Annotated in this window: 17 protein-coding genes and 1 pseudogene; 5 read left to right on the top strand and 13 right to left on the bottom strand. The window is 62.9% G+C overall.

The window, feature by feature from the left end:
* Nucleotides 1–12 precede the first annotated feature (12 nt).
* From IQ26_RS03305 to IQ26_RS03280, 6 genes are read right to left on the bottom strand one after another with little or no spacing between them, the layout of a single operon-like run.
* Nucleotides 13–1260, bottom strand: coding sequence for an ABC transporter substrate-binding protein (locus IQ26_RS03305; protein ID WP_145713453.1), 1248 nt, complete (start codon nucleotides 1258–1260; stop codon nucleotides 13–15).
* Nucleotides 1261–1313: 53 nt separating this feature from the next.
* Entirely contained in the window at nucleotides 1314–2342 is a 1029-nt protein-coding gene (locus tag IQ26_RS03300; RefSeq protein WP_145713450.1) for a branched-chain amino acid ABC transporter permease, read from the bottom strand.
* Entirely contained in the window at nucleotides 2339–3355 is a 1017-nt protein-coding gene (locus tag IQ26_RS03295) for a branched-chain amino acid ABC transporter permease (RefSeq protein WP_208760098.1), read from the bottom strand. Before IQ26_RS03295 ends, IQ26_RS03300 begins: the two co-directional genes overlap by 4 nt.
* Nucleotides 3356–3402: 47 nt before the next feature.
* A complete protein-coding gene (locus IQ26_RS03290; RefSeq protein ID WP_145713444.1) occupies nucleotides 3403–4743 on the bottom strand; it encodes a metal-dependent hydrolase family protein in 1341 nt (446 codons plus the stop codon).
* A 54-nt stretch (nucleotides 4744–4797) separates the two neighbouring features.
* Entirely contained in the window at nucleotides 4798–5577 is a 780-nt protein-coding gene (locus tag IQ26_RS03285; RefSeq protein WP_145713441.1) for an alpha/beta fold hydrolase, read from the bottom strand.
* Complete coding sequence (locus tag IQ26_RS03280; RefSeq protein WP_145713438.1) at nucleotides 5574–6452, bottom strand: fumarylacetoacetate hydrolase family protein; 879 nt, start codon at nucleotides 6450–6452, stop codon at nucleotides 5574–5576. Before IQ26_RS03280 ends, IQ26_RS03285 begins: the two co-directional genes overlap by 4 nt.
* A 207-nt stretch (nucleotides 6453–6659) precedes the next feature.
* Between IQ26_RS03280 and IQ26_RS03275 the strand changes: the two genes are divergently transcribed.
* The 4 genes and pseudogenes from IQ26_RS03275 to IQ26_RS03260 all read left to right on the top strand — a co-directional run bounded on the left by IQ26_RS03275 (nucleotide 6660) and on the right by IQ26_RS03260 (nucleotide 9830).
* Complete coding sequence (locus tag IQ26_RS03275) at nucleotides 6660–7331, top strand: FadR/GntR family transcriptional regulator (protein ID WP_145713435.1); 672 nt, start codon at nucleotides 6660–6662, stop codon at nucleotides 7329–7331.
* A gap of 236 nt (nucleotides 7332–7567) precedes the next feature.
* Nucleotides 7568–8491, top strand: a complete 924-nt coding sequence (murQ, locus tag IQ26_RS03270; RefSeq protein ID WP_145713432.1) for an N-acetylmuramic acid 6-phosphate etherase — start codon at nucleotides 7568–7570, stop codon at nucleotides 8489–8491.
* 10 nt (nucleotides 8492–8501) lie between these two features.
* Nucleotides 8502–8704: pseudogene (locus tag IQ26_RS40250) on the top strand (esterase); the annotation flags it as partial.
* A gap of 10 nt (nucleotides 8705–8714) precedes the next feature.
* On the top strand, nucleotides 8715–9830 hold the full coding sequence (locus tag IQ26_RS03260; RefSeq protein WP_145713429.1) for an anhydro-N-acetylmuramic acid kinase: 1116 nt from the start codon (nucleotides 8715–8717) through the stop codon (nucleotides 9828–9830).
* Between the two features lie 52 nt (nucleotides 9831–9882).
* Here IQ26_RS03260 and IQ26_RS03255 read toward each other — a convergent pair whose 3' ends face one another.
* Both IQ26_RS03255 and IQ26_RS03250 read right to left on the bottom strand, forming a co-directional pair.
* The gene (locus IQ26_RS03255; RefSeq protein ID WP_145713426.1) at nucleotides 9883–10308 is read right to left on the bottom strand and encodes a GNAT family N-acetyltransferase; all 426 of its coding nucleotides are present in this window, start codon (nucleotides 10306–10308) and stop codon (nucleotides 9883–9885) included.
* A gap of 156 nt (nucleotides 10309–10464) precedes the next feature.
* Nucleotides 10465–11649 (bottom strand): MFS transporter, encoded by a 1185-nt coding sequence (locus tag IQ26_RS03250; RefSeq protein ID WP_145713423.1) that lies wholly within the window; start codon nucleotides 11647–11649, stop codon nucleotides 10465–10467.
* Between the two features lie 48 nt (nucleotides 11650–11697).
* Between IQ26_RS03250 and IQ26_RS03245 the strand changes: the two genes are divergently transcribed.
* A complete protein-coding gene (locus IQ26_RS03245) occupies nucleotides 11698–12237 on the top strand; it encodes an Lrp/AsnC family transcriptional regulator (protein ID WP_145713414.1) in 540 nt (179 codons plus the stop codon).
* Between the two features lie 68 nt (nucleotides 12238–12305).
* Here IQ26_RS03245 and IQ26_RS03240 read toward each other — a convergent pair whose 3' ends face one another.
* From IQ26_RS03240 to IQ26_RS03220, 5 genes are read right to left on the bottom strand one after another with little or no spacing between them, the layout of a single operon-like run.
* Entirely contained in the window at nucleotides 12306–13565 is a 1260-nt protein-coding gene (locus tag IQ26_RS03240; protein ID WP_145713411.1) for an ABC transporter substrate-binding protein, read from the bottom strand.
* Between the two features lie 31 nt (nucleotides 13566–13596).
* The gene (locus IQ26_RS03235) at nucleotides 13597–14046 is read right to left on the bottom strand and encodes a DUF4440 domain-containing protein (RefSeq protein ID WP_145713408.1); all 450 of its coding nucleotides are present in this window, start codon (nucleotides 14044–14046) and stop codon (nucleotides 13597–13599) included.
* Nucleotides 14043–15098 (bottom strand): aldo/keto reductase, encoded by a 1056-nt coding sequence (locus tag IQ26_RS03230; protein WP_145713405.1) that lies wholly within the window; start codon nucleotides 15096–15098, stop codon nucleotides 14043–14045. Before IQ26_RS03230 ends, IQ26_RS03235 begins: the two co-directional genes overlap by 4 nt.
* Nucleotides 15095–15454 (bottom strand): TIGR04076 family protein, encoded by a 360-nt coding sequence (locus tag IQ26_RS03225; protein WP_145713394.1) that lies wholly within the window; start codon nucleotides 15452–15454, stop codon nucleotides 15095–15097. Before IQ26_RS03225 ends, IQ26_RS03230 begins: the two co-directional genes overlap by 4 nt.
* Complete coding sequence (locus IQ26_RS03220) at nucleotides 15455–15943, bottom strand: DUF3830 family protein (RefSeq protein ID WP_145713391.1); 489 nt, start codon at nucleotides 15941–15943, stop codon at nucleotides 15455–15457. It lies immediately after the preceding gene.

The raw sequence follows: 15943 nt of genomic DNA, 5'->3' as shown, positions 1-15943 counted from the left end.
GCAAGTCAGGCGTTACGGGCAGCTCGGGTTGTCGCGATTGACGGCGCCAAGCTTCATGAACTCGTCTTCCGGAATGCCGAGCGTCTGGTTGACCTGTGACACGACCTTAACCAGCTTGTTCAGGAGATTGCCGTCTGCCCCCTCGGTGACTTCGGTCAGGAAGATGTCGGCGATCGCATTGCGGTTCTTGTCGAGCGACACCTTGCCGGTCGGCGTGTCGAAGGACAGTTTCGAGAGTGCGTCGCGCAGCTTCGCGCCGCCGTCGGAGACATCGCCGCCGGCCTGTTCGAGGGCAAGCAAGGCCGCCTTCATGTTGACATAGTAGCCATGGGCGAAGAGCGAGGGCGATGGGAAGGCGCCAGGCTGTTTCTTGTATTGCTCAAGGAACTTCATCCAGGACGGCGAGTCGTTGGTATCGGCTGTCGGGCCGGCGGCCGGCGTGCCGATCAGAACGTCGCGCAATTTGCCCTTCGAGGTCAGCACGGTCTGGTCGACGGTGATGGAGCCGCCAATCAAGGGTGCCGTGCCGCCGGACTGCTGGTATTGCGTCAGGAAATTCACGGCATCGGCGCCGCCGAGCGCTACATAAATGGCGTCGACGTCGTCGGGAATGGCGGCGATGACGGAGGAATAGTCCTTGTTGCCGATCGGCACCCAGGATTTCGACGGCACCTTGCCACCGGCCTTGCAGAATTCGGCCATGAAGCCGAAGACCTGCGTGTAAGGAAAGGAATAGTCCTCGGCGACTGTGGCGACCTTCTTGTAGCCCTTGTCGTTGAACGCATAGGTGCCGAGGCCGGCCATCCACTGCGCGCCGTCGGTCGAGAAGCGGAAGAAGTTTTCCGCCGGATTGCGCAGCGTCGTATCCTGCGCAGCCGACGTTCCGTTGATGAAGGTCACGGTCGGCTGGGTCTTGGCATAGTCCTTGACGGCCAGACCCTCGTCACCGGAAAGTGGGCCGACCAGCACCTTGACGCCATCCTGCTCGACCAGCTTGCGTGCCGCGCGCACCGCGCTGTCGGGCGACGCGTCGGACGAACCCTTGACGATCTCGATTGTCTTGCCGGCGACCTTGCCACCGACTTCCTCGACCGCGGTCATCGCGCCGCGCTCGCCGTCCTCGCCGAGCACCGTGAACGGTCCTTCGAAGGTGGCAAGCAGGCCGATCTTGATCCCGTCGTCGGCAGCGAGCGCCAGCGACGGTGCGGTCAGCCCGGTCGCAAGTGCCAGCGCAAGCAGTGTGCGTCGATGTATCCTCATGTTTTCCTCCCTTTGATTGACGTTTTTTGCAATGGTTAATTCCATTCCAGCCGCTAGGGGCCGGAACGCAAGGACTCCTGGGCAAGATACGGTTTGATCCTCCCCCACAACCCAAGAATTCCATCCGGCGAGACGAAGACGATCACCAGAAACACCAGGCCGATCAGCGTGTTGAAACGCTCGGCCCCGACGATATCGATGGCAAAGGTCTGCATCAGGACAACGACGAGCGCGCCGAGGAAAGGCCCGATCGGATGCTGCAAACCGCCGATCACGGCGATGATCAACACGTCGATCGCCACGTCCACGCCGATGGTGCCGGGCGAAACACGACCGTTGAACCAGACCAGGAGCACGCCAGCCAAGCCGGCGATGATGCCGGCGAGAAACCAGGCAAAGACCTTGTGCGCGGTGACGTCATAGCCAAGCGCGCGCATCCGCCGCGGGTTGTCGCGAATCGCCTGCAAGGTCAAGCCGAAGGTGGAGCGGGCGCCGTAGAGTATGGCCGCATAGGACAGGACGGCAAAACCGAGACAGAGGTAATAGAAGGCTTTCGGATCGCGCCAGTTGACGCCCCAGAACGAAGGGGCATGGATGCCGGCGTAGCCGGAATGGCCATTGAAGATCGCGTAGTTCTGCTGGGCGAAATAGTAGGTGGCGGTGGCGATCGCCAGCGTGATCATGATAGTGTAGATGCCTTCGGTGCGCACCGAGATCCAGCCGATCAGCGCCGATGCCACCGCGGCCGCCAGCACGGCGAAGGGTGCCGCGAGCCACCATGGCCAACCGAAGCCGAGCACGTTCGAATTGTTGTTGCCGAGGATGGCGATGGCATAGGCGGCGATGCCGGCGACGGTGATCTGCGCCAGGCTGACCATGCCGCCATAGCCTGCCAGCATCATCAGCGACAAAGCGAGCATGCCGAAGATCAACGAATAGCCGCCGATCTGCGTCAGGAAGAAATCCGATGCCACCAGCGGATAGAGGACCAGGGCCACGGCGAGGATGATGTGGCCTGGGCCAAGCTTTTCCAGCCATGTCTGTTGAGGCGCAGCATCTTGAGCGGCGAGGGTCAGGCTCATCGCGCTTTCCCCATGATGCCTCGCGGCCGGACCGCCAGCGCCACCACCATGATGACGAAGGTGAGCACGATGCCGTAGGTCGGGAAATAGACGAGGCCGATCTGCTCGGCGAGGCCAATCAGCAGCGCGCCAATGGCGGCGCCTGATATCGAACCCATGCCACCGACGATGACGACGACGAGCGAGGCAAGCAAATAGCGGACGTCTTCGCCCGGCGCGACCGAGAGCGCCGAACCACCGACGACGCCGGCAAAGCCGGCAAGCCCGGCGCCGACGGCAAAGACGATGGCAAAGACCGCATGCACATTGACGCCGGAGGCCGAGAGCATGGCGCGGTCGTCGACGCCGGCGCGGATCATCATGCCGACGCGCGTCTTGTTCAGCATCAGCCAGAGACCGACGCCGATGACGATCGCCGCCGCCAGCACGACAAGGCGGTAGAGTGGATAGGTGAGGAATACCGACGCGCCGTTCGACCGCACCGCCGTGATCACCGGCAGCGTCAGCGCGCCATCCAGCCATTCCGGCACCGCGATCTGATAGGTGCCGCCTGCCCAGACCGCCAGCATCAGGTCGGCCGCGACGATCGAGATGCCGATGCTGACCAGGGTTTGGCGCAAATCGTCGCCTTCCAGGCGACGGAAGACGAAGATCTGCATGACGACGCCGACCGCCGCCAGAACGATGAAGCCGGAGGCGACACCCAGCAACCAATAGCCGGTGCGGTTCGCCACTTCGTAGCCGATATAGGCGCCGAGCAAATAGAGCGAGCCATGCGCAAGATTGACGTTGCGCATCAGCCCGAAGATCAGCGTAAAGCCGCTGGCGACCAGGAAATAGAGGCCGGCGAGCGTGATCCCGTTGAGGATCGCGCTGACGAACGCCTTCTTCGAGATCAGGATGGCGTTCAGCCAATCCGGCCAGACGGCGAAGACCAGCCATGCGACCAGCGCCGCGGCAAGCAGCCAGAAAAGGCCCCATGCCTGCCGGCGCGTCATGCCGCCGCCCGCCATTGACGAGGAGGATAGCTGGGACGACGACGGTGGCTGGTCGAGGATGCTCATGCGGTCAGCCGGCGGCGCTGCTCATTCATGCGTGGCGCCTTGTGGAACTTGCCATCCTTCATGATGGCGAGAATGCGGTTCTTGTCCTGCAGGATGCGCACGTCCGAAATCGGGTCGCCGTCGATCAAAAGGATGTCGGCGAGATAACCTTCCTTGATCAGCCCGAGCTCGTCGCCCATGCCCATGATCTGGCCGCCATATTTGGTTGCGGCCTGGATCGCCTCCATCGGCGAGAAGCCGAGCATCTCGACGAAAGTCTGGATGTCCTTGGCGTTGGTGCCTTGCGGCGTCCAGGCAAATCCGTAGTCGCCGCCGATGCAGACGCGGATGCCGCGCCGGTGCATCTTCTTCATCGTGTCGATGCACATTTCGAGCTCGCGCTCATATTCGAGCGACAGCGGCGATCCAGGCTTGATGCCCCATTGCTCGGCATGGCGCGCGGTGTTGATCAGCCAGGCGATGCCCGGCGCCACGAAATGCTTGTCCTTGGCCGCCTCGAGCATGTCGAGCGATTCTTCGTCGGCAAACGAGGCGTGGTAGATGTTCTGGATGCCATGGCGGATGCACTGCTTGACCGAGCCGGAAGAGCGGGCATGGGCCGACAGCACCTTGTTGCGGCAGCGCGCCTCGGAGGCGGCCATGGCGACCTCTTCCTCCGACATCGGCGTCTCTTCGGCGCCCATGCCGGTGATGCTTTCGCCGGACAGGTTGAGCTTGATCGAATCGACGCCGTATTTGATCAGTTGGCGCACCGTGCGGCGAATTTCTTCAGGCCCCGAGACGACGATGCCAAGGTTGAGACCCTCATGCGGAATGTGCGAGGGCGCGGAGTCGCCCAGCCCACCGACCGTGGTGATCTCCGGACCGGCGGCGAGGTAACGCGGCCCCGGGAAACGGCCTTGATTGATGAATTTCTTGGCGACCACGTCGAGGCGCGGCTTTGCGGCCGCCGCTCCCCTGCCCGCCGTGAAGCCGGCATCGAGCACCAGCTTGGCCATCTCCATGGTGACCAGCATGTGCTCTTCGAGCTCCATCATCTGGATCGGGTCGATGCCGGGCGCGTTGTTCCAGGACAAATGCAGATGCGCGTCGATCATGCCCGGCATCAGCGTCGCGCCCATGCCGTCGATCGTCGTGACACCCCCGGGCGCGCCAGCGTAGGACAACGACGCGGACGAGGAGCCAAAGCGCGACGAGCCCTTGGTGATCTGCTTGATGCGGTTGCCCTGAACCAGCACCTCGCCGGTGTAAGGATATTCCCCGGTCGCATCGAGCACACGCACATTGGTGAAGAGCGTGTTGCCCGAACCGTTTCCGTTCCAGCCGTCGTCTGCCATCAGAAAACCTCCCAAACTGAAGAGCGTACTGTTTTTACGCCCGAATTCCGATCCTCACCTATCAACGCGTCTCAAAAAATCGGCGAGCTTCTGGCTGCTTTCGCGGGGGCACTCCACTGTCGCCCAGTGTCCGCACCGATCGAGAGACGAGAATATGGCCCCCTTGATCCTGTCGGCAAGCGCCTGGCCGACACTCATCGGGTTGACCGTGTCGGCCTCGCCGGTGACCAGCAAGGTCGGCGCCGAAATCCGTCTGCTGTCGACGGCAGTCGCCTTGGCCAGGGCTTCGCAGGTGCGGGCGTAGGATTCCGGATCCTGCCTGGTGATGGATTCGCGCACGAAGGCGACGGCTGCGGGCGACGTTTGCCTGGTATGCGCCGACAGCGCATTGGCGACAATCTGGTCGGCGATGTCGGCGATACCGCCGGAGCGCGCAAGCCGCGCCCGGCTGGCAAGGCCTTGCCGCGTCGCCTCCGCCGGCTCGGCCAGTGCGCCGAACAGCGCCAGCGAACTCACCAGCGACGGCTGCGTTGCCGCAATCTGCTGACAAACGATGGTACCCATGGAATGGCCGACGAAATGGGCCCGCGTCACACCGACGCCCTCCATCGCCCGTACGACGGCGTTGCTCATCGCCTCGATGGTGAGCGGTTCGAGCGGCCTAGCCGAGCGCCCGGAACCCGGCAGGTCGAGCCGGATGACCCGGTAGGCCGAGAGCGCCTCCATTTGCGGCTGAAACATGTTCGACGTTCCGCCGAGGCCGTGGATCATGACGACCGGATGGCCTTCGCCGGTGACTTCGGCAACAATCTGGCCGACGGTGACAGTCGTCATTGGACCCGCTCCAAGATCCGGTTTTCCAGCGTGCCGATGCCGTCGATCTCGACCCGGACAAGGTCGCCGGCCTTGAGATATTTCGGCGGATCGAAGCCGATGCCGACGCCAACCGGCGTACCGGTCGCGATGATGTCGCCCGGCTTCAAGGTGATGCCTTGCGACAGCGTCGAGATGATCGTTGGAATATCGAAGATGAGCAGCGATATTTTGGAGTTCTGGCGAAGGTCGTCATTGACGAAACAGCGCACCGAAGCGTTTTCCAGATCGAACTCGTCCTTGGTAATCGCCCACGGCCCCATCGGGCAAAACGTATCCTGCGACTTGCCGATCAGCCACTGGCTGTATTTTCCCTGCAGGTCGCGCGCGGTGACATCGTTGACGATGGTATAGCCCCAGACGTGATCGTAAGCGTCCGCTTTCGAAATGCCGCGTCCACCTTTGCCGATGATGACGGCCAGTTCGGCCTCATAATCGATCGCCGTCGACACGGATGGGTCGATCAGGACGCTTGCATGCGTTGCAACGACCGATTCCGGAACTTTCGAGAAAATGATCGGGTGCTGTGGAATGGCGCCGGAACCGGCGCTTGAATCGAAGCCGCTGCGCGCAAATTCATGCGCATGCTCGTAATAGTTCTTGCCGACGCAGAAAATGTTGCGGGCAGGCAGCGGGATTGGCGCCTCGATCTCGACCTGCGCCAACGGCAGCGGCGAAAGCGTCCGCGGCATCCCGACCCCGTTCCGCCGCAACAGCGCCAACACTCCCGACAATGCCTGCTCGACGGGAATATCGAAAGGAGCAACCGAGTGGCTGTCGAGGTCGACAATTCCCACGCGACGTTCGCCTGCGATCGAAAATGTCGCGACCCTCATCCCGTCTCTCCCTGAACCTTTTGTGAGCCAATAATCGCTCTTTCGTTACACGCTACTGCCGATTGGTTTAGGCTGCAAGAGCATTCTGTTAGATAACCCAGCGAAAGTCGACAGTTTTTACCGCCCGGATCTGTTCAGACGCTAGACCAACTGTACAGAGACTGATATTATTGGTCCAACATTGGATCAGATAAAGAGCGTTACCGAATGCCCAAGCTCGTCGCCAACGACATCGCCGTCATGCTCAAGAAGCGGATTTCCTCCGGGGAATGGCTTGAGGACGGCCGGATGCCGCCCGAGCGCGACCTGGCGGTCGAATTCGGCGTGGCGCGCAACACAGTGCGTCGTGCCGTCGGCTTCCTGGAGGACGACGGCACGGTTGTGCGGCATGTCGGACGCGGCACCTTCCTGACCGCAACCAATCCGGACTCCATCGCCGCGACAGTCGCGCGGATGGAGGGCACCAGTCCTGCCGACATGATGGAGATCAGGCAGTTGCTGGAACCGGCCGCGGCGGCCTTCGCCGCGACCAACGCCAGCATGGCGGAACTGAACGCGGTGCGTGAAGCCCATCAGACCGCATGCGAGGCCGAGGACATGCCTAACTTCGAGCATTGGGACGCCGAATTCCATCACCGCGTTTTCGCATGCTGCCGCAATGATTTCCTGAAAGAGATTCACAATCTCATGCGCACGATCCGCAACCAGTCGCCCTGGTTCGAAATGAAGAAACGTTCGTTTTCGGAGGAACGCCGGCAAACCTATTGCAGCGAGCATCAGACCATATTGGACGCATTGCTGCATCGTGATCCCGAAAGCGCCAACCAAGCGATGCTTGCCCACCTCAAAACGGTCGAACGCAACCTTCTTGGCCGGTAATTTCTGAAAGCCGTCCTTCTCGGCGCAAGTCCAGATAGCTTTACCACGACCGAAGTCGACGGGCCGAGTGACGAGGTACCGACTCCGGCCTGACGAATGCGACCGGCACGGTCCAGCATCAACAATGCAGAACCGGAATAACCGGAACGAACCAATGCCGACCGCTGGCACTGGTCGACGCTTGGCGCGGCATCACATTATCTATTGCCGACAGCAAGAACGTTGAAAGCAGGCGGATGAGCGAACAAGGATTGATGTCGGAGCTGGAACGGTTGGTTTCCGAGGACCGGAACCCAAGGACGACGGATATAGACCTGCTGCCGACCATCGATGTCCTGCGCAAGATCAATGACGAGGACAGCGGCGTTCCGGCCGCCATCGAGAAGGTCATCCCGGAAATCGCCGCCGCCGTAGACCGGATTGTGGGTGCTTTCCAAAAAGGCGCGCGGCTTGTCTATATGGGCGCCGGCACGAGCGGCCGGCTGGGGGTTCTCGACGCTACGGAGTGTCCGCCGACCTTCGGCGTGCCCGAGGGAATGGTGGTGGGCCTGATCGCTGGCGGTCCCGACGCGCTGGTGCGGGCAGCGGAAGGCGCCGAGGATGATCCCAAACAGGGCATGAAGGCCCTGCAGGACATCAAGCTGACTGCGGACGATGTGGCGGTCGGCATCGCGGTCAGCGGGCGCACGCCCTATGTCGTCGGCGGCTTGACCTATGCAAGGCAGGTGGGAGCAACCACCGTGGCGCTGTCCTGCAATCCCAGATCGGTCATCGCCGGCATGGCAGACATCGCCATCTCTCCGCTTGTCGGCCCCGAGGTTCTCGCCGGCTCGACCCGGCTGAAGTCAGGAACGGCGCAAAAGCTCGTCCTCAACATGCTGACGACTGCCAGCATGATCCGGATCGGCAAGAGCTATCAGAACCTGATGGTTGACCTTACCCCCAGCAACAGGAAGCTCGTCGCCAGGGCCGTCAGGATCGTGATGCAGACGACCGGCTGTTCAGCACAACAGGCACGACATGCACTGAACCAGACCGGCAATGACGTGAAGCTGGCAATACTGGTGACGCTCACCGGCATGGGCGTGGAAGAGGCGCGCAACGCACTCGGCAATGCGGGAGGGTTCCTGCGAAAGGCGATAGGCGAAAGGACGCTGTGAAGCCGGATAGCCATATGAAGGCTGCTCCGGTGGCCGGGTATGCAGCCTACGAACGATCGGGCATACCGGCATTACCGGCACCGGGCTGTGGATCGACTTCGACAAACGCAAGGCGAGACCTTGCTCATCAGCCGGATCCATCCGACACGTCATTTCGACAGCGGGATCGCAGCGCCTCGCCAATCGGTCGGCGATCTCGTCAATGGAGCCTAGGAAATCGATCATGGAAGCAATCTGGGCCGTCGGCCTGATGACCGGCACCGTCCTCGACGGCAATATCGACGTCGCGCTGATCAAGACCGACGGCGAGCGGATCGAGGATTTCGGCACCTACACGCTGGCGCCTTATCCGCAGTCGATCCGGACCCTGCTTGAGGAAACGCTGCGCCAGGCAAGAACCTGGAATTTCACCGGGCCGGAGCCGGCGATCTTCCGCGAAGCCGAAGAGAGCTTGACGCGCGCCCAGTCGGCAGCCGTCAAGAACCTGGTCGAAAGCTACGGGCTTGCGATGGCCGATATCGGGGTCGTCGGCTTCCATGGCCAGACCGTGCTGCATCGCGCCCCGCAGGTCGGCCGGCTCGGCCAGACCCGCCAGCTCGGCGATGGTGCGTTGATGCATTCTATTCTGGGGACCAAGGTTGCCTACGACTTCCGCTCGGCCGACATGCGCGCCGGCGGGCAAGGGGCGCCGCTGTCCGCCGCCTATCACGCCGCGCTGCTGCGCGACGCCGATGCCAGCGGCGACACGGCGGTCCTCAATCTCGGCGGTGTCGCCAACATCACCTGGTGGGACGGCAAGGACAATGTCGTCGCTTTCGACACCGGACCGGCCAACGCGCCGCTGAACGATTTCATCAAGTCGAAAGGCCTTGGCGAAATGGACCGCGACGGCGCGCTCGCGCGGACCGGCACCGTTGATGAAGCCAAGTTGGCCAAGCTCTTGCAGCATCCCTATCTGGCCAAGCCCTATCCAAAATCGCTGGACCGGTTCGATTTCGGCGCGGCCATGGCGGACGGGATGAACGCTGAGGATGGCGCCGCGCTGCTGACGGCATTCACTGTCGCCGCCGTCGGCAAGGCACTCGACCTGCTGCCGCGCCGGCCGAAGCGGCTGGTGGTCAGCGGTGGCGGCCGCCACAATCCGACGATCATGGCCATGCTTGCCAGCCGCGTCGGCGTCGAAGCCGTGCCGGCGGAGGCGCTCGGCTGGAAGGGTGACGCGGTGGAGGCGGAGTGCTTCGCCTTCCTTGCGGTTCGCGTGCTCAGGGGCCTGCCGATCAGCTTCCCGACCACCACCGGTGTGCCACAGCCGATGCGCGGCGGACGCCTTGCCGGCTAACTGATGCATATCGCCCAAAAGCGCGCAGCGGTCCCTTCAGACGCGACGCGCTTTAAGCCAACAATTTCTTCTGCAGGAAGACGCGGCTGCGGCCGACGGGAAAGTCGGGGAGAATGCCGAAGGGCCGATATCCCTGGCGCTCATAGGCCTTGACTGCCCTGGGATTGAACGTGTCGATCAAGGCGCCGTGGCAGCCGCGTGCGACGGCTTCCTGTTCGGCCGCATCCAGCATCCTGCCGGCGATGTGTTGGCCGCGCAGCCGCTCGTCGACCCAGAGCCATTGCACATACAGCCAGCCCCAGGCGGTGTATCCCGAGATGCCGGCGACAACCGCACCGTGCTCATCGCGCACGAACACGGCGAGCGGCTTCCTCCCGGCCGCACCGACCTCGCCGTCGTTGAACGCGCTGAGCCGTTCTCCCAGAAAAGCGATTTCCTTGGGCGAAGGGTCGGCGGTCGTTTCAAGCGTCGTGTTCATCGCATGTCCAGACAGGCTCGTGGCTGGATATCGGTATACAGCGCCGCGCGCCCGTCTGGACGCTGTGGCACTTTCATTTGCATTTATCGAAGGACAAGGACGGGACGCAAGCTCTCCCGCCGCGTGGCTCAAGACGGCGCTTGCGACAGTCCGCGGCTACACGGACCGCTGCGGACGCCACGCCGCCGCCGATGCCGCGACCAGCATGAGCAAGGCTGCGACCATCGCCGATGCCGCAAAACCAAAGCCGGAATAAAGCGGTCCGAAGGCCGTGGTGCCGACAAACACCGCGAGATAGGTCACCGCGCTGTTCAAACCCATGATCGTGCCGCGCCGCGCAGGATCGAGCGCCGAGAGGCGCATCACCAGGACGTTCAGTCCAAAATGATTGGCAAGCCCCCAGACCGCGACCATCGCGATGGTCAGGCCAAAGCTGCCGCTTGATGCGGCAAGCGCAAGATAGACGACCGCGACGAGGAGATAGGCGAACGGCATGACGCGCCGCGCCCCTAGGCGATCGATCACGCCGTCGAGAAGTGCCGCCATGCCGAAGCCTGCGCCATAGGCGAGCGCGGCCAGTCCGTTGGCACTGACCGGCTGTCCCAGGCCATTGTGAAGATGATCGCCAAGATAGCCATAGACGCCGTAGAAGGCGGTCATGAAGGCGCCGCAGGCGACCAGAAGCGGCACTATTCCGGGAACGGCCAAGGCGCCGAGCGGCGTTGGCGCCGGGCCGCTTTTCCTGGCATCGCTCAGCGACGTCACCGTAAGACCGGTCAACGCGAGCGCCGCAAGGACCGCGACCGTCGCAAAAACGGCGCGCCAATGCAGCAGATCGGCAAGCACCGCCGATAACGAGACGCCGGCCACCATGCTGAGCGTCCATCCGGTCAGCACGACGCCGATCGTCCCGCTTTCGCGGCCAGGCGGCGCGATCGCAGCGGCGCTGGCGTAGATTGCCGGCATGGCGACGCCGGCAGCAACGCCGGCGAGAAGCTGGGCCGCAACCAGCGCCGTCACAGTCGGCGCGGCGGCGCTAGCGAGAAGCGCTACCGCCAGCAGCAGCAATGCCCCCTGCAGCATGCGGCGGGCGCCAAGCCGATCGATATAGCGCGCCAGGAACAAGGCACTTGCCGACGTGCCAAGACCGAACGCAGCGGAGGCGACCATGACGACCGGCACGCTTGTCGCAAACGACGCGGCCACCGCCGGTGCTATCGGACCGAGAACCAGCGAGTTCGAGCCGATCACGGCGATGCATCCGGTCAGGAGATAGGCGAGCGCCGGGATAGGTGCCCTGGGCGTTGCCGCCAATGTTGCGACTTGATCACTGTTCGACATATGGCAATAATGGCCGTATTAAATTCTGCATCAATCAGGAATTCAGATATGGATGAAGAAACAGATGGCATTCCGCAGAACAGGCCTGCTGCCCGCGATGTCGACGCCACCGACCGAAAGATATTAGGCGTTCTGGTCGACGACGCCACGGTCAGCTATGCCGAGCTCGGCGATCGCGTCGGCCTGTCGCCGCCGGCAGCCCATGAACGGGTGAAGCGGCTTCGGCGCAGCGGCGCCATCCGCAGCACCGCTGCAATCATCGATCCCAAGGCGGTGCGCAAGCCGCTGCTTGCCTTCGTGCACATCGACACCAAGGGCTGGGGAAAGACCCCCGAACTGATGGCGATTTCCGAGCACCCCGAAGTCGAGGAGATTCATTCGGTGGCCGGCGACACATGCATGCTGATCAAGGTTCGCACCGAGGATACAAGGGCGCTCGAAGGCCTGCTGTCGCGTCTTTACGAAACGCCCGGCGTCACCTCGACGCGAAGCTACGTGGTTCTGTCGACTTATCTCGAGCGGCCGGTGCAGCCCGGGGTCACGACGGAATGGCCGACGCCCCGGCACATGGCCAAGCCGCTCTATTAGCCGGAGTGGTACGGTGTCCGGCATCAACCTCAATGAAACGAGATTGATGCCGAACAGGCATAGGCGCCTTACTGAAGCTTCGCCTGCAGGGCGTTGACATCATCTATCGTCATTTCGCCGTCGGTCGTCACGGTGCCGTCGACGATCTTCCAGAGGCGGAACGGGCCGGTGATGTCGCCGTATTTGTCGAAGGCGACCGGGCCGATGACGCCTTCGTAGCGGATCGGCTTGCCATCCTTGATCAGGCCGAGCGCCTTGGCGAACTCGTCCTTGCCGGCATAGATCGGCGTGCCGGCCGGATCGACGGCCTTGTAGATCGCATCCTTGATCTTGGCTGGATCCTCGGATCCGGCAATGGCGATTGCCAGCCCGACGATGGCGCCGGCATCATAGGAGCGGTCGGCCGCCGGGTTCGATGGTTCGATGCCCGAAAACTCCTTGTAGTTCTTGGTGAAATACTCGGTCGATGCGGTCGGGCTGGTGCCCGACGAGGTGCCATAGGCGTCCTTCAGGTAATCGGCGCCGACGGATTCGATGAAGTCCGGGCTGTTCATGCCGTCATTGAGCAGGAATTTCTGGACACCGCCCTGCGAGATCCAGGTGCGGGCGATGGTTGCGCCGTCGACAGGCGTGCTGACGAGATAAAGCCCATCCGGCTCGCCGGCCATGGCCGCGGTCACTTCCGAGGCATAGCTCGACTGCTTTTCATTGTAGGGCGTGTCGGAGACGATGGTGCCGCCGAGCGCCTTATAGGCGCGCGAGAATTCGGCCACCATGTTGACGCCGAAGTCGTTGTTGACGTGGATGACCGACAGCTTCTTGAAGCCCTTGTCGATAGCGTATTTGGCGGCGGCGACGCCCTGCAGCGCATCCGAGGTGATGGTGCGGAAGAAGATGCCGTTGGTTTTGCCGTCGCGCCCGAGCGCCGTCAGCGTCGGCGAGGACGAGGCGGGCGACACCTGGACAATCTTGGCCGGAGCGGTGACCGAGGTCAGAATCGGAATCGACACCGAGGAGATGATGCCGCCGATGATCACCGGCACCTTCTTGACCTGCACGAGCTGGGTCGCGGCATCGACCGCGATGTTGCCCTGGCTCTGGCTGTCGCGGGTGTCGGTCGCGAGATCGCAGCCGCGCACGCCGCCGGCATCGTTGATATCGCGGAAGGCCATTTCGACCGACTTGGCGCCGGCCTGTCCGTATTCGCCGGCCGGGCCGGTCAGTTCCATGACGAGGCCGACGGTGATCTTGCAATCGGCGGCTTGCGCTGCACCGGCCGCTGTCAGCAGAGCCAGCGCGGTGGTGATCTGAAGTATCGTCTTTGTCATTGTTGTTCCCCTTTCGTTACACGACTCTGATTCATTCATGTCTTGAGCCTGTTCGGTCCTCCGGCATCTGCAGCCAGGTTTCATGCAGATGCCGCCATTCAATGCCGTTGGGCGCCGATGAACTGGTGGTGAAAACGGCACTCGAGCGACGGCGGCTGTGCTTGCCGCCGCGCTGCTGTGCTTCGACGTAGCAGACGACGATCGTGTCGCCGGCCTGCCAGCCGGTCCGGATATCCTCGATGGCGATGGCGAAATCGCCATCACAGGTGGCCCGGCTTGCCCTGACATGGTCGAGCACCGCGTTACGATCGAGGAGTTGGCCGTCCGGTGCGATCATCTGGAAGCCTTCGCCCATGACGCGTTCGAAGCGGCTGAAATCCGCCCTGTCGGCGCGCGCCCTGTCGAACCAGTCGACGAAGAAGCGATGCAGATCGACGATCTCGGCGCTGGCGCGGGAAAACAGAGAAGGCTCGCCGCTCATATCCGGCCTGCGTTCAGATTGTAGTGCATGATCGAGCCATGGCGGCCATGACGGTCGCGTTCCAGCGTATAGACGTCGCCTAGGGGCCCGCGACTTTGCGCGATCACGGCAGCGATCCGCGTCCGGTCATCGGCGTCGAGCGCGACGTCCATGATTTTGGCATTGGCAAGGGCGTGTGCCTGGTTGCGGGCGCCGACGATGACGGCCGCCACTTGCGGCTGCTCCAGCACCCAGGCACTGGCGATGGTGGCGATATCGACGCCATGGCGGTCGGCAACCGCCTTCAATGCCCTGAGCAACTCCTGGAAAAGCTCCCAGCCGCCGAAATCATCGATGATCAGCTTGTATTTGACCAGCGACCGGTTTTCGAGCGGCGTCTGCGGCTCGGCAGCATCGAGCCATCTTTCGCTCAGGAAGCCGCCCGCCACCGAACCATAGCACAGGAACCTGACGCCGTTCTGTCTGGCAAGTGCCGCAAGGCTGGTGGCCGGCCGCTGGTCGAGTACGGAGTATTGCAGTTGCTGGCTGACCACCGGCAAGCCGGCGGCCAGGATCTCGGCCAAATGTTGTGTGTCGAAATTGGTGGTACCGATGTTGCGTAGCTTGCCTTCCCGGCGAAGCTCATCGAGCCACCCCACCGCATCGACATAGCCTGGCAGCGCATAATCCCACCAGTGGAACTGCACGAGATCGAGCCGCTCGGTCTTCAGCCGCCGCAGCGACTGGTCGACGATGCCCCTGACATAGTCGCGGCTGATGTTGGAAAGCCTTTCGAGGTCAGGCACCAGCTTGGTGTGAACCTTCATTTTGGCGGCGGCGTCAAGGCCGCGCTCGTTGGCAAGCCGCAGCCGCGCCGCGCCGATCAGCTCTTCGACACCGGTATAGATATCGGCGCAATCATAGGTCCTGATGCCGGCGTCGAAGGTGGCGATCAGATCGGTTACCGCCTGTTCGCGGTCGATCGCGCCATGCCCGCCGGCAAGCTGCCAGCCGCCGCGAATGACGCGCGAGATCGTGTAGCCGGGGCTGAGCTCGAAAGCCTTGGCGGTCATTTCTGGTCATTCTCCTTCGGCAACGGCACCGCCGTGGTCTCGGCATGGCTAAACCGGCGTTTGCCCGTCCTGACGATCCTCAGCCGGCTGGCGCAATTGGGATCGGGACAAGCGATCTCGGCGTCCGACGTCATCCAGTCGTTCTTGTGAGTCGGGCGCTGTTTTGCCGCGAGCAGCGGCAAGACGGCGGCAATGGAATAGATCGAGAAGCCCTGTCCTGCCGGCATCGACAGCATCTCGCCCTTGAGCTCGAAATAATCGCCTGATTTGGCGCCGCAATAGACCGGCTTGCCTTCCGGAATGACCGCCTCGACACGAAGGTCGAAGAGTTCGAAACTGTCGTCTGGTCCGGCCATTCAGATCTCCACCCGGGTGAAGGTGATTTCGCAAGCGCCGTTGCGGCGGATCACCCCGCAGGCGGCGGCGAACCGGTCGCGCTCCTCGGAACGCACCTGCGCAACCACGCTTCCGGCAAGCCAGCCGATCGGGAACAAGAGCCGCGCGCCGGCTCCATAGAACAGGCCGATGTCGAAAATCGCATTCGGATTGCCGCCCCACATGCGGGGCGGCACGTAGGACAGCACGATGTCACCCGGCTGCGGCGTCAGCGTTGCATTCTCCGCCGGCAAGGGCCTGGCATAGGTTTGGCCCTCGAAATCCGCGGCGGGAATCGGGCAGGAGATTTCCGGCCCCGTCCACATCGCATGGATGCCGGCAACGACGCGCGGCTGTTCGAGATACGCCAGCAGGAAGGCAGCGTTGTCGGGCGCCTTTTCCGGCAACAGCAGCGCCGTCACGGAAAGTTTTGAGCGTGGCTCTGTGATGCTGATGGCAGGCGTCGTCAT

The sequence above is a fragment of the Mesorhizobium tianshanense genome, assembly GCF_007830515.1.
Taxonomy (GTDB): Bacteria; Pseudomonadota; Alphaproteobacteria; order Rhizobiales; family Rhizobiaceae; genus Mesorhizobium; species Mesorhizobium tianshanense.
Note: the sequence above shows the minus strand (reverse complement) of the source record. Positions and strands in the feature narration are given on the sequence as shown.

Coding starts and splice junctions, on each gene's coding strand:
- IQ26_RS03305 (WP_145713453.1), bottom strand. CDS start 1,260: ATGAGGATACATCGACGCACACTGCTTGCGCTGGCACTTGCGACCGGG.
- IQ26_RS03300 (WP_145713450.1), bottom strand. CDS start 2,342: ATGAGCCTGACCCTCGCCGCTCAAGATGCTGCGCCTCAACAGACATGG.
- IQ26_RS03295 (WP_208760098.1), bottom strand. CDS start 3,355: ATGGCGGGCGGCGGCATGACGCGCCGGCAGGCATGGGGCCTTTTCTGG.
- IQ26_RS03290 (WP_145713444.1), bottom strand. CDS start 4,743: ATGGCAGACGACGGCTGGAACGGAAACGGTTCGGGCAACACGCTCTTC.
- IQ26_RS03285 (WP_145713441.1), bottom strand. CDS start 5,577: ATGACGACTGTCACCGTCGGCCAGATTGTTGCCGAAGTCACCGGCGAA.
- IQ26_RS03280 (WP_145713438.1), bottom strand. CDS start 6,452: ATGAGGGTCGCGACATTTTCGATCGCAGGCGAACGTCGCGTGGGAATT.
- IQ26_RS03275 (WP_145713435.1), top strand. CDS start 6,660: ATGCCCAAGCTCGTCGCCAACGACATCGCCGTCATGCTCAAGAAGCGG.
- murQ (WP_145713432.1), top strand. CDS start 7,568: ATGAGCGAACAAGGATTGATGTCGGAGCTGGAACGGTTGGTTTCCGAG.
- IQ26_RS03260 (WP_145713429.1), top strand. CDS start 8,715: ATGGAAGCAATCTGGGCCGTCGGCCTGATGACCGGCACCGTCCTCGAC.
- IQ26_RS03255 (WP_145713426.1), bottom strand. CDS start 10,308: ATGAACACGACGCTTGAAACGACCGCCGACCCTTCGCCCAAGGAAATC.
- IQ26_RS03250 (WP_145713423.1), bottom strand. CDS start 11,649: ATGTCGAACAGTGATCAAGTCGCAACATTGGCGGCAACGCCCAGGGCA.
- IQ26_RS03245 (WP_145713414.1), top strand. CDS start 11,698: ATGGATGAAGAAACAGATGGCATTCCGCAGAACAGGCCTGCTGCCCGC.
- IQ26_RS03240 (WP_145713411.1), bottom strand. CDS start 13,565: ATGACAAAGACGATACTTCAGATCACCACCGCGCTGGCTCTGCTGACA.
- IQ26_RS03235 (WP_145713408.1), bottom strand. CDS start 14,046: ATGAGCGGCGAGCCTTCTCTGTTTTCCCGCGCCAGCGCCGAGATCGTC.
- IQ26_RS03230 (WP_145713405.1), bottom strand. CDS start 15,098: ATGACCGCCAAGGCTTTCGAGCTCAGCCCCGGCTACACGATCTCGCGC.
- IQ26_RS03225 (WP_145713394.1), bottom strand. CDS start 15,454: ATGGCCGGACCAGACGACAGTTTCGAACTCTTCGACCTTCGTGTCGAG.
- IQ26_RS03220 (WP_145713391.1), bottom strand. CDS start 15,943: ATGACGACGCCTGCCATCAGCATCACAGAGCCACGCTCAAAACTTTCC.